General features: G+C 60.6%; 12 protein-coding genes and 1 pseudogene. All 13 read right to left on the bottom strand.

The window, feature by feature from the left end:
- Positions 1-48 precede the first annotated feature (48 nt).
- Positions 49-540, bottom strand: a complete 492-nt coding sequence (locus D8780_RS03550; protein ID WP_121644383.1) for a F0F1 ATP synthase subunit B family protein — start codon at positions 538-540, stop codon at positions 49-51.
- The gene (locus tag D8780_RS03545) at positions 540-1,139 is read right to left on the bottom strand and encodes a F0F1 ATP synthase subunit B (RefSeq protein ID WP_121644382.1); all 600 of its coding nucleotides are present in this window, start codon (positions 1,137-1,139) and stop codon (positions 540-542) included. The genes D8780_RS03550 and D8780_RS03545 overlap by 1 nt, the downstream gene beginning before the upstream one ends.
- Before the next feature lie 116 nt (positions 1,140-1,255).
- Positions 1,256-1,480 (bottom strand): F0F1 ATP synthase subunit C, encoded by a 225-nt coding sequence (locus tag D8780_RS03540; protein ID WP_121644381.1) that lies wholly within the window; start codon positions 1,478-1,480, stop codon positions 1,256-1,258.
- A 95-nt stretch (positions 1,481-1,575) separates the two neighbouring features.
- On the bottom strand, positions 1,576-2,340 hold the full coding sequence (locus tag D8780_RS03535; RefSeq protein ID WP_121644380.1) for a F0F1 ATP synthase subunit A: 765 nt from the start codon (positions 2,338-2,340) through the stop codon (positions 1,576-1,578).
- Between the two features lie 27 nt (positions 2,341-2,367).
- Positions 2,368-2,793, bottom strand: coding sequence for an AtpZ/AtpI family protein (locus D8780_RS03530; protein WP_121644379.1), 426 nt, complete (start codon positions 2,791-2,793; stop codon positions 2,368-2,370).
- A gap of 201 nt (positions 2,794-2,994) precedes the next feature.
- Positions 2,995-4,137 carry a cell wall hydrolase gene (locus D8780_RS03525; protein WP_158598433.1) on the bottom strand — a complete coding sequence of 381 codons (1,143 nt, stop codon included), beginning with the start codon at positions 4,135-4,137 and terminating at the stop codon, positions 2,995-2,997.
- 81 nt (positions 4,138-4,218) lie between these two features.
- Positions 4,219-5,646, bottom strand: a complete 1,428-nt coding sequence (gene der, locus D8780_RS03520) for a ribosome biogenesis GTPase Der (protein ID WP_121644377.1) — start codon at positions 5,644-5,646, stop codon at positions 4,219-4,221.
- Positions 5,647-5,901: 255 nt separating this feature from the next.
- Positions 5,902-6,567 (bottom strand): annotated as a pseudogene (locus D8780_RS03515) (tetratricopeptide repeat protein); the annotation flags it as partial.
- Between the two features lie 103 nt (positions 6,568-6,670).
- Positions 6,671-7,258: an NnrU family protein gene (locus D8780_RS03510; protein WP_121644375.1), complete on the bottom strand. Its 588-nt coding sequence runs from the start codon at positions 7,256-7,258 to the stop codon at positions 6,671-6,673.
- Between the two features lie 116 nt (positions 7,259-7,374).
- A complete protein-coding gene (locus D8780_RS03505) occupies positions 7,375-9,018 on the bottom strand; it encodes a BCCT family transporter (RefSeq protein WP_121644374.1) in 1,644 nt (547 codons plus the stop codon).
- Between the two features lie 386 nt (positions 9,019-9,404).
- The gene (gene mmsB / locus D8780_RS03500; RefSeq protein WP_121644373.1) at positions 9,405-10,292 is read right to left on the bottom strand and encodes a 3-hydroxyisobutyrate dehydrogenase; all 888 of its coding nucleotides are present in this window, start codon (positions 10,290-10,292) and stop codon (positions 9,405-9,407) included.
- Positions 10,289-11,344: an enoyl-CoA hydratase/isomerase family protein gene (locus D8780_RS03495; protein WP_121644372.1), complete on the bottom strand. Its 1,056-nt coding sequence runs from the start codon at positions 11,342-11,344 to the stop codon at positions 10,289-10,291. The genes mmsB and D8780_RS03495 overlap by 4 nt, the downstream gene beginning before the upstream one ends.
- A 1-nt stretch (position 11,345) precedes the next feature.
- Entirely contained in the window at positions 11,346-12,488 is a 1,143-nt protein-coding gene (locus D8780_RS03490) for an acyl-CoA dehydrogenase family protein (protein WP_121644371.1), read from the bottom strand.
- Positions 12,489-12,492: the final 4 nt, after the last annotated feature.

Below are 12,492 nucleotides of genomic sequence, written 5' to 3'. Positions count from 1 at the left end.
CGCCGATGCCGGCGCTTTTTCCTGAACCCGGTCTATGGATTCAAGATATTAGTTCAGCTTTGTGCGGATCGTGCGAAGGCTCTCGTCGATGATCTGCTGCTGCTTCTCCGGACCGACCGTCTCGGCGATCACCTGCCGTGCGGCAGCCGTGGCGATTTCAATCGCACGGTTGCGAACCGCGCCAATCGCATCACTTTCGGCCTGAGCGATCTTCTGCTCCGCGCTGGTCGTGCGGCGCTCGACATATTCGGCCGACTTCTCGGCTGCGTCCTTGCGGATCGTCTCGGCCTCACGCTTCGCGGCGGCAACGATCTGTTCGGCCTCTTCTTCAGCCTCACGACGCTTGCGCTGCAATTCGGCCAGGACGCCCTGTGCCTCTTCACGAAGTTCGCGCGCTTCATCGAGCTCGTTGCGGATGCGCTCGGCGCGGCTGTCCAGCGCCTTTGCGAGCATCTTGTGCACGCCGACATAGCCCAGCAATGCCAAGAACAGAATGAGTGAGGCGAAGACCCACCAGGTGGCTTGCGTCGTTGCGTCCATCAGGCCGCCTCCTCCTTGCGGACATTTTCGACCGCGTTTGAAACCTTGGCCTCATCGGCAGAGCCCATGATCGCTGTGACGATGGCCGTGGCCGTATCCTTTGCGATCTCACCGACGTCCTGCATGGCTTCCGCACGGATCGCGGCGATTCGGGTTTCCGCTTCGGCCAGCTTGGCGTCGAGCTCCTGCTCCACGCGAGCTCGCTCGGCGTCGGCTTCGGCCTTTGCCTTTTCTTGGGCGTCGTTGGAAAGCTTGTTGGCCTTGGCGCGTGCTTCCGCCAGTTCCTGCTCATAGGCGGTCGTGGCCTCATTGGCCTCTTCGCGCATGCGCGCCGCCTGGTCGAGATCCTGTGCGATGCGGTCGCGGCGCGTCTCCAGCGTGCCGGCAATGCGCGGCAGGATGACACTCTTCAGGATCAGATAGAAAAGTCCGAACGTGATCGCCAGCCAGAGAAGCTGCGACGGATAATAGGTCGGATCGAAAGGCGGAAAGACATCCGAATGACCGCCGGCGTCATGGCCGACTTCGGTGTGGGTTTCCCCTTCCGTCACGCCAGAGCTTTCGCCCTCAATTTGCGCAAAGGCCGGTGATACGAACATGGTTCCGTCCCGTCTCGTTGGGAGGTCTCAGACGATCCGCGCGAACGCGAACCCTAGGCAACTTTGCCGTACGGCCTTTGACGAGACCGTACGGCGCAAGGAGCCTGAACTGTTTCTTAGCCGAAAAGGGCCAGAAGCGCGATCAGCAGCGAAAAGATGCCGAGCGCTTCGGTCACGGCAAAGCCGAAGATGAGGCGGCCGAACTGGCCGTCAGCTGCGGAAGGATTGCGCAGGGCGCCAGCGAGGTACTGACCGAAGATCGTGCCCAGGCCGATGCCTGCGCCGCCCATGCCGAGGCATGCAATACCAGCGCCAATGTAACGTGCAGCTTCTGCTTCCATTTTCTTTAGCTCCTTAAATGGACGTGTGCGTCTTGCTGGAAGTTTGGCAGCGCCTCGGGGGCGCCACCGGTTTGGTGTTGTCGCGAGGCTCGCCGTCAGTGGCTGGGGTGCAACGCGTCGTTGAGATACATGCAGGTCAGGACGGCGAACACATAGGCCTGAAGGAAGGCCACCAGGAATTCCAGTCCCGTCAGGGCGACCACCATGAAGAGCGGCAGGATCGCACCGGCGATACCGATCGCTCCCATCGAGCCCAATGAGATGATGAAGCCTGCGAAGACCTTCAGCGTGATGTGGCCGGCGAGCATGTTTGCGAAGAGACGAACCGAAAGGCTGACCGGACGCGAGAGAAACGAGATGATCTCGATCGCGACCACCAGAGGCACCAGCACCATCGGCACGCCTTCGGGAACGAAGAGTTTCAGGAAGCCTACGCCGTGCTTCATGAAGCCGTAAACAACGACGGTGAGGATCACCAGCATCGACAGGGCAAAGGTGACGATGATCTGCGCGGTGACTGTAAAGAAGAAGGGGATCATGCCAAGCAGGTTGGCGACCAGCACGAAGACGAAAAGCGAGAAGACGAACGGGAAGAACCGCATACCGCCCGTTCCCGCCGCATCACGCAGCATCGACGCGACGAATTCATAGGTCATCTCGGTCACGGACTGCATGCGGCTCGGCAGCAATCCACGCGACGAGGTGGTCAGGTAGAGGAACAGGCTTGCGACGACGACGGTCGCGAGCATGAAGAGCGAAGCATTGGTGAAGGAAAGATCGTAATCACCAACACGAATCGGAATGATCGGCTGGATTGCGAATTGGTGGATCGGATCGACCGTCGTTGACTCGGTAGCCACGCTGTTCTCTTCTCCGTTCTCGCGCCCTTAGGCGGACTTGTCACTGTCGTCCGTGCCGACAGTGAAGTTCGACTTCAAATGTTCGCCCTGAACAGGCTCGCCGAAATCGGCCACCTGCCCGGTTGCCCGCATGACGTTCAGCACGCCTGCGACAAAGCCAAGCAACAGGAAACCGATCATCCCGAACGGGCTGGTGTCGAAAGCGTAATCGAACGCCCAACCAAGCCCTGCACCGACCAAAACAGCGGCGATGAACTCACTCGACAAACGCAGTGCCTGGCCCATGCCGGACTTGCCGCGAATGTTCTCGCCATCGGAACCGGCATGCGCAGCCTTGGCGTCGAGCCTGTCGTTCAACCGGGCGAGACGATCGTCGAGCGTCCCCTCGCTGGTCTTAGGCCCTTCCGTCTTCGCCGTGCCAGTCTTTCCAGCAGTCTCCTGCGGGTCGGACATGCCGTCTCCATGACAAGGGATGACCGGAGACTGCCTGCCCCCGATTTCGCGCGCACCATAGTTTCGGCGTCCTACCCCGTCAAGCCAGAGAAGGGCCATGTGAATGGTGCATGATTTATGTTTAAATCCAGCGGCTTATACTGGTAAGCCCTAGGCCATTAGACATTTGACCGAGGCCGGCGTGGCCACTGTCGGGAGGTTTCAGCCCCAACCGCCGTCTTTCGTCCGGTAGAAGATGTGCCGTCCGATACGCTGAAGCCGGTCCATATGGCGCGCCCATCGCGGTTTCACATAGGTGGCGTGGTAGTGTGTGGACGAGCCGACCTCGGGAAGCCAGATCTCTCCATAGGTCGTCTTTTTGGCGATGGCTTCCGCCGTCACCCACGCAGAACGGCTCCGCACCTTGTCGCGCCGGCCATCGCAGGCGAATGAGAACTGACAGCGGTTGCGCCAGTTCTTGTTCTGATAGACGACACCGCAGATCGTGTTGGGAAAGGTCGGGTTCTTCACGCGGTTGAGGATAACCTGCGAAACAGCCGCCTGCCCCTTCTCCGGCTCGCCGCGGGCCTCGAAATAGATGCCGATCGCAAGGCAGCGTTGCTGGGTGGCGTTATAAGAAGATTCCGGAAGCGGGTTCGCAGCCCATTTATGGTCGTTTCGGCCGAGATGAGGAATGAACCCCTTGCCGGCCTTGCCGAGAACCGCATCGAAGGGCGATGATTTCGCTTCTGTCGGTGCAAAGGCGGTGGCCTGCACCATGCCTTCGGTTCCGTCAGCCGCAGCCAGCATCGTTCCGCTGCCTGCCTGACCGTTCTCGGGGTCGACGCCCGGAGAGAAGCGGAAGGCTTCGGCCAGTTCGAGAGCCTTTGCCATCGGCATCGGCTCGCGAAGCGCAACGTTCTTGCTGTCGATCGCGGGGCGAAGCATCATCGACTGCTCCCCATAGAGCGAGCCGGCCTTGAAACGCTCCGGCAAGCCGCGTGGAGCCACATGGACGAGGCGTCCCCGCTTCTCAGCACGATTGACCCGGTCTTCGTCAGGAGTCGTCGCGCGCTCCATCTTCTTGGCGGGAAGCTCCACCCGCACCTTTCCGTCCGAGGAGGTGATCGAAGCCGTGGTCAGATCATCCTTGCCCGAAAAGGCGTAGCTTGCCTGCGCGACCGTATCGGGCTGGCGCTGTTCCAGAGCTGCAGACCATCGCTTTTCGGTCATCGAGGCCATGATGGCGCGCGTGTCCTGAACAGCGATTTCGTCGCTCATCGCAAAGTAAAATGTGCCGGACATCAGACCAACGAGCGCAAGAGACGCCAAGGTGACGCCACGTTCGGTGTTTCTTTTTGACACAGCACACATTCCCACAACGCATTAGCAACTGGGGAAATGATGATCGATTAACCTAAATCGCTGGTTAACAGCCTGCCGGTTTCACCGCTTGCGGGCACGATTGGCAAAGGGATTGTCGGTGGTGCGCAAGTTCAGCCGAATCGGCACGCCTTCCATGCCGAACGTGTCGCGAAGACCATTAATCAGATAGCGCTGGTAGCTCTCTGGCAGAGCATCAGGCCGCGAGACGGAGAGCACAAAACCCGGCGGGCGCGTCTTGGCCTGGGTGATATAGCGAATTTTGAGGCGACGGCCGGAGACGGCTGGCGGCGGATGATGAGCGACGATCCCTTCCAGCCAGCGATTGAGCCGTCCCGTCGAAATCCGCATGTTCCATGTACGGTGAGTACGGAAGATCGCGTCAAAAAGCTTGTCGAGACCGCGCTCCGTCTCGGCGCTGACCGGCACGGCACGAACACCGCGAAGCTGGGGAAGAAGCCGCTCGGTTCTTTCGCGCAACTCGGCCAGTCGCTCCTGCTTGTTCTCGATCAGATCCCATTTGTTGAACGCGATAACCGGCGCACGGCCCTCCCGCGCGATCAGGTCGACGATTTGAAGATCCTGCTTCTCAAGCGCGATCGTGGCATCAAGCACGATCACGACGACTTCCGCAAAGCGCATGGCGCGCAGCCCATCGGAGACGGACAGTTTCTCCAGCTTCTCCTGCACGCGAGACCGGCGCCGCATGCCTGCCGTATCGTAAACGCGAAGGGTCCGGTTCTCGACTTCGAATTCCACGGAAATGGAATCGCGCGTGATCCCGGCTTCCGGACCCGTCAAGAGCCGCTCTTCGCCAAGCCATGCATTGATGAGCGTCGATTTGCCGGCGTTCGGGCGCCCCACCACAGCCATGCGAATCGGCTTTGTCGCGTCATAGGCAGGCTGATCTTCCGCGTCCGGATCGGCTATCGGAACCGAGATGGCGGGCGCATCGGCCTCGGCTTCCCGCGCATCCCGCTCGGCAAAGGCAACCTCTTCGCCCAAAGTCTCGATGATCGCTTCGTGAAGGTCGGGAAGGCCCAGGCCATGTTCGGCTGAGATCGGAACCGGATCGCCGATGCCCAGTTCCCATGCCTCGGCCATACCCGCATCCGCCAGACGCGATTCCGCCTTGTTGGCCACGAGAATAACCGGCTTTCCGGTTCGGCGCGCCACATTCGCGAACATCTTGTCCGTCGGCGTTACACCGGCTTTCGCGTCATAGAGAAAGAAGATGAGATCGGCCTCATCCATCGCCGTTTCGGTCTGCTCGCGCATGCGGCCCTCGAGCGAAGCTTCGGAAGCCTCTTCGAGACCGGCTGTGTCGATCACCGAAAAATAGAGATCGTAGAGCTTGGCATCATGCACACGCCGGTCACGCGTGACGCCCGGCGTATCGTCGACCAGCGCCAGCTTTTGACCGACAAGGCGGTTGAACAATGTCGACTTGCCGACATTCGGGCGGCCGATAATGGCGGCTGTGAAGCGCATGGAAAGTTCCGTCCTTCAGCCTGAGCCATCATTGCCAGCCGGATCGGCTTCAGCCGGCTGGTCGGCGGTCGTCTCTCCGGCTGTGGCGTCGTCCCCGCCCTCGTTTTGCTGCGGCTGCACCTCGTCGCCAGAAGGGGTGTCGTCGACCGGCGCGGTCTCATCACCTTCAGCAGGTGAAGACGGGGCGGTCGAGCTTCCGTCGCCGGCAGCAGCCTCGCCGGCGTTATCGACCGGCGCATTCCCTTCGACGCTGCCGCCCTCCGCGGTGGCGCCTGCGGCAATGAGATCGCTCATCATGGTCGCGCGGCGACGAAGATTCTCCGGCGTACCGAGGTCATCGACGATTTCGCCGAAAAGCTCCCGTGCCTGATCCGCCCGGCCGGCTTTCCATGCTGCGAGACCAAGCGCTTCCCGTGCCGAGAAGCGCAGCGCATTGCTTTCGGTCGCCAGATACTCGACGCGCTGTGCGACAGCATCGTAATCGTTCTCGTCGACAAGCAGATAGCCGGCGCGCAACGCAGCGAAATCCCGAAGGGTTTGCGGCGCTCCGCCATCGGCCGCAATCTCGTCGAAGAGGCGAACCGCCTCGACCGTCGAACCTTCATCAGCCAAGAGGGAGGCCCGCTTGAAGCGGGCGAGCTCCGCATATTCGCCGGTGCTGTCGCCCTGCAACGCCTCGAGCTCAACCAGCGCCGCGTCGCGGTCGCCGCCCTCGGCCTTTTCGAGGGCAGCGAGAAAACGGTCGCCGGAGGCCGCGGCCTGCTTGTCCTGATAGTCACGCCAGAAGACGATGGCCGCCGTCGCTGCAATGACGAGGACGATCGCGCCGATCAGAATCTTTCCGTAGCGGTCCCAAAGTGCCCGCGCCCGGTCCTGGCGCAGTTCCTCGTTTACCTCGCGAAAGAAGCTGTCGTCGCTCATTGTCGTCCTGCCCAATGTGATTTCCGCGCCATCGACACGGCCTGCCTAGCGGGCGCTTCTACCGCAAATCGGCTGCGATGTAAGGGGGCAGACACGGCGCAATTCATGCCGGCATCGGCGAAACACCGATCAGCCACTCATGCAGCCAGAACAGCGTCACCACGTAGAGCGCGATCCCGACCACCAGCGCGCCGACATCCCGGCTGACCGGTCCGGGCGCGGGAACACCGGCGCCACCGCCCGTGCCCAGCCGGCGCTTGACAGCAATGCGATCTGCGACAGCCCAGGCGAGAAACGACCCGAAAAGGATGATGGAGGCGAGATCGCCATTGGCCAGAAGATGGGCGAGCGCCCAGATCTTGATGGCGACCAGCATCGGGTGCTTGAGCATCGGCTTCAAACGTCCCGCCGGCAATGCGTAAATTCCCAGCGCGATGAAGGCGAAGATCATCAGCCCTGCCGCTGCGTGGCGCATCCCGACAGGCGGATTCCATATGATCGTCGGGTCCTGCCGGGCCAGCCCGTATCCCCAGACGATCAGAACGAAACCGATCACCGAGACGACGGAATAGACGCCCTTATACGCGCCCTCACCCATTTTCGCCTGCCGATCACGAGCCCAGCCCGGCGCGAATATCCGCACTGAGTGAATGCCCAGGAAAACGACAAGACCGACGATCAAGACAAGCATTTTGATGATCCGTTGAACATTTGCAGACTGAATTCATGCCATGGCATATCGCAGCCGCCTATAAAAGATGCGCGGCCCGAAGGCCGCGCATCAATCTCGTTTCAATGACGATCTTTCTATTCGATGATCGTCATGCCTTTGGGAATTTCGCCACGCATCAGCTTGCGCTCATTGCGGAGGCCTTTCCACACACAGAACATCATCGCGATGAGCACGATGGCGAACGGAATGCCCGTCGCGACCGCGGCCGCCTGCAGCGCCACGAGGCCGCCGCCAAGCATCAGCACGATGGCCACCAGACCTTCGAACACGGCCCAGAAGATGCGCTGCGCGACGGGCGCATCGATCTTGCCGCCTGCGGTGATCGTGTCGATCACCAACGAACCGGAGTCCGACGAGGTCACGAAGAAGACGATCACGAGGACGATCCCGACGAAGGAGATCAGGCCGGTCAGCGGATAGGCCTGCGCCATCACAAACAGCTTCAGAGGCTGTGCGGCGTCGACGATCTGCTGCTGACCATTGGCGACAACCTCGTAAATGGCCGCACCGCCGAAGGTGCTCATCCAGAGAATGCAGACAGCCGTCGGTACCAGAATGACGCATGTGATGAACTCACGCACCGTCCGTCCACGCGAAACACGCGCGATGAACATGCCGACAAAGGGCGACCAGCTGATCCACCACGCCCAATAGAATGCCGTCCATCCCTGCATGAAGTTGGTATCTTCACGACCGAAGGGATTGGAAAGCGGGATCAGGTGGCTGACGTAGGAAACGCTGTTCGAAACGAAACCTTCCGCAATGACGCCGGTCGGTCCCGCCAGAAGGATGAACAGGAACAGCAGAAGCGCCAAGATCATGTTGATTTCCGAAAGCCGCTTCACACCGCTATCCAGCCCGGCCACGACCGATATCAGGGCGATGCTGGTGATACCGACAATCAACAGAGAACGTGCGGTCTCACTGGTCGGAATGCCGTCATAAAGGAAGTTGATGCCGGCAATTGCCTGCTCGGCGCCGAAACCGAGCGACGTGGCCAGACCGAAGAGCGTCGCGAACACCGCCAGGATATCGATGACGTGTCCCGGCCAGCCCCAGACGCGCTCACCCAGCAGCGGATAGAAGGCCGAGCGAAGTGTAAGCGGGAGTCCCCGGTTGAAGGTGAAAAAGGCCAGCGCCAGACCGACCACGGCATAGATCGACCAAGGATGCAGACCCCAGTGGAAGATCGTCGCGGCCATTGCGAGTTCGGTCGCCGCGGCGGTATCGCCGCCGGCCCCGCCAAGGGGAGCCCAGTCGGTTCGCAGGCCACCATCCAGCGTGGTGCCGCCCACAGAGCTGGCGTAATGGCTGAGAGGCTCCGACACGCCGAAGAACATCAGGCCGATACCCATTCCAGCGGCAAACAGCATGGCGAACCAGCCGAGATAGCCATAGTCCGGTCTCGCATCGACACCGCCAAGACGAACATTGCCCAGCGGCGTGACGACCAGCGCCAGGCTGAACACGACGAAAAGGTTGCCCGCCATCAGCAATGGCCAGTCAAACATCTCCGTAAGGGTCGGCCGCAGCCAGGTGAAAAAAGCTTCGGCAGCATCGTGGAAAATGAGTGAAAAGAGCACGAATGCGATGATCACCAACGCCGAAACAAAGAAAACCGGATTATGAACGTCCAACCCCAGAATTTCGACGTTGTGGTCGCCCGGCTCATGTTCGGAGACCCTGATCGTATCAGGTGGCGTGTTAGTTTCAGTCATATGACTGCCCCCTTTATTGTTGATTATTGGCTTGCTGAAAGCGCCACAGAATGGCCAAATTGCACAAAGTGGCCATGGCTTGTCAAAGGCGGCGCGGCCATCACTTCATAGAGAGCGGCCATCAGCACGGTCCGCGCGTGGACCGCGCCTTCTGGTTGGAAGCTATGAGACGACCGGCGCTGACACCTCAAGGCCATGTCAAGCACGGCTTTGCAGAAAGACTTCCGTACTGGCAAATCGTCGCCGACAGCCCCTCACGATCATCGTCGCAGCGCGGCTTGGCCTGTGGATGGCGCACTGCGTACCGCAACGGCAGAAACTCGCGAATGTAATAAGTGCGGCAACCGGCGTGGTCGCCACACAAGGTTCGGCATAAGGCGGACACTCTATTTTCGATCGGCGCTCTTCAGATATTCGATAATGCCCGAGAAGTCCTTGCCGCTCCCCCCTTCCTCCAGGAAGGTCTGATAGAGTTTGAGCGCGTACTCGCCCATCGGCGTCATCTGACCGGCGTTCTCGGCTGCCTGTTGTGAAAGCCCGAGATCCTTCACCATCAGATCAGCAGCGAAACCCGGCTTGTAATCGTTATCGGCGGGACTCTCCGGCCCAATGCCCGGGACGGGGCAGTATTTGTTGACCGACCAGCAGAAGCCGGACGATGTCGAGATGACGTCGAACGCCGACTGGGCCGGCAGACCGAGCTTCTCGGCGAGAGCAAAGGCTTCGCACGCGCCGATCATCGAGATGCCCAGCAGCATGTTGTTGCAGATCTTGGCGGCCTGGCCCGCCCCACCCTCACCACAATGGACGAGTTTGCCGCCCATGATGTCGAGCACGGGCGTCGCTTTCTCGAACGCCTCTTGCGATCCGCCAACCATGAATGTCAGCGTTCCGGCAGAGGCGCCGCCCGTGCCGCCGGAAACCGGCGCATCAAGTGGCAGAAGTCCCGCCTTAGAGGCCATTTCATGGGCCTTCCGGGCGCTTTCGACATCGATCGTGGAGCAGTCGATCAGGACAGTACCCTTGTCGGCCGCCGGCACAATCTCCTCGAAAACCTTCAAAACAATGGAACCGTTCGGCAGCATCGTGACGATGATCTCGGCGTCGGTGACGGCCTCCGTCACGCTCGAAGCGGCAACCATTCCAGCGTCCGAGGCCTTCTCCATGGCCTCCGCGACCATATCGAAAGCATGGACGTCGTGGCCCGCCTTCTTCAGATTTATAGCCATCGGCAAGCCCATATTACCAAGGCCGATGAAAGCGATCCTGCTCATGCTTTTGTCCTCTTCTCCAGCGTCAGTTCATCGCTGCCCAGGCCGGCCAGCATCGTCTCGATATGATCAGCGCCGACATCTCCCAGCCGCTCGATGCGCCATTTGGGTTGCCGATCCTTTTCGATGATCAGGGCGCGAACACCTTCAAGAAAATCGCCGTCCGACATGGAACGGTAGGTGAAGCGATATTCCAGCGCGAGCGCTTCCTCGATACGGGAAAAGTCCCGAGCCTTCCGGATCATTTCAAAGGCGCACGCGACCGATAGCGGGCACGCCTTGCGCATCATCGCTGCGGCTTCTTGCGCGAATTCGGACGGGTCCGCTTCAAGCGATGCAAGGCATTCTTTTGCGGACTTATGCTGGAAATGCTGATCGATCGCATTCTGATTTGCGCTCAAGGGCGCTTCATCGGTCTTTGATGAATTGGCGGAAAGAGGCTCCAGATCGTCGCCCTCTTCCAATGCAGCGATTGCGGCCGGTACATCCGCGCTATCGATGTAAAGATCGGCAAAACCGGCGCGGATCGCATCGGCCCCCGTCATGCGCCAACCCGTCAAGGCGAGGAACTCGCCAAGATGGCCGGCCGCTCTGGCCAGAAGAAGCGTGCCGCCGACATCCGGTACCAAACCAATGCCGCATTCCGGCATCGCAATCATCGAACGATCCGTGACGACGCGGTGCGATCCATGTGCCGATATGCCGACACCGCCCCCCATGGTGATGCCGTCCATGAAGGCGATGTAGGGTATCGCGCAATTGGCGATCTTTGCATTGAGGCGATATTCATCCGCCCAGAAGCGGCGGCCATAAGCGTAATCGCCCTCAACGCCACGCCGGTAGAGTTCGGAGAGATCGCCGCCCGCGCAGAACGCCTTCTCTCCCATCGCATCGATGACGATCCGCTTGATGTCGCCCTGCGCCTGCCATGCGTCCAGCGCCTCCTCAATGGCCAGCGCCTGCTCATAGGTGAGAGCGTTCAGCGCCTTCGGCCGGTTGAGCGTGATCCGGCCGGTCGATCCGACCTTGCGGATTTCGATCTCGTTTCCGCTCACCTCAGCGCTCCTCGAGAAGGTTGCGCGAGACGATCAATCGCATGATCTCGTTGGTGCCTTCGAGAATCTGATGGACGCGAAGGTCGCGGACGATTTTTTCCAGCCCGAAATCGGCCAGATAGCCATAACCGCCGTGGATTTGGAGAGCCTCGTTGGCCACACGGAAGGCGACGTCGGTCACGAAGCGCTTGGCCATGGCGCAATGCTTGGTCGCGTCCGGCGTCTTGGCGTCGAGTTTGGCTGCCGCCTGATAAAGAAAGATACGTGCGGCTTGCAGTTCAGTCTCCATGTCGGCCAGCTTGAACTGGAGGGACTGGAAGCCAGCGATCGGCTGACCGAAGGCCTTGCGGTCTTTCGCATATTCGATGGCCTTGTTCAGCGCCGTCTGAGCGCCACCCAGCGCGCCGGCCGCGATGTTGATGCGCCCGCCATCGAGCCCGGCCATCGCATAGCGGAAGCCCTTGCCCTCCTCGCCGATCAGATGGTCGCCGGAAATTCGGCAATCGTCGAAACGCACTTCCGAAGTGGGCTGGGCTTTCCAGCCCATCTTGCGTTCCTGACCGCCGAAAGAAAGCCCCTCCGTCCCGTCCTCGACCAGAACCGCCGAGACGCCCTTCGGGCCGTCACCGCCGGTTCGCACCATGGCGATGTAAAGATCGGAAAAGCCGCCACCGGAAATGAAGGATTTGGTGCCGTTCAACACCCAGGCGTCACCATCGGCCTGCGCCCGCGTTTTCAGCGAAGCGGCATCGGACCCGGCGCCAGGCTCTGTCAGGCAGTAGGAGCAGATGAGTTCCATCGCGCAAAGCTTTGGCACCCATTTCTGGCGTTGCTCTTCCGTGCCGAAGCTATCGAGCATCCAGGCGCACATATTATGGATGGAAATGAACGAGCCGATCGTCGGGCAACCCGTGGCCAATGCCTCGAAGATGAGTGCCGCATCGAGCCGGCCGAGACCGGATCCGCCGACATCCTCGCTCACATATATGCCGCCCAATCCCAGTTCACCGACCGAGCGGACCACCTCCTCCGGGAAATGAGACGTTTGATCCCATTCGACAGCCTTCGGCGCCAGACGCTCGGCGGCGAAGGAAAGCGCCATCTCCTGAATGGCCCGCTGCTCTTCATTCAGTTCAAAATGCATCGAT

The organism is Notoacmeibacter ruber (assembly GCF_003668555.1).
Taxonomy (GTDB): Bacteria; Pseudomonadota; Alphaproteobacteria; order Rhizobiales; family Rhizobiaceae; genus Notoacmeibacter; species Notoacmeibacter ruber.
This window is presented reverse-complemented; position numbering and strand designations above follow the sequence as displayed.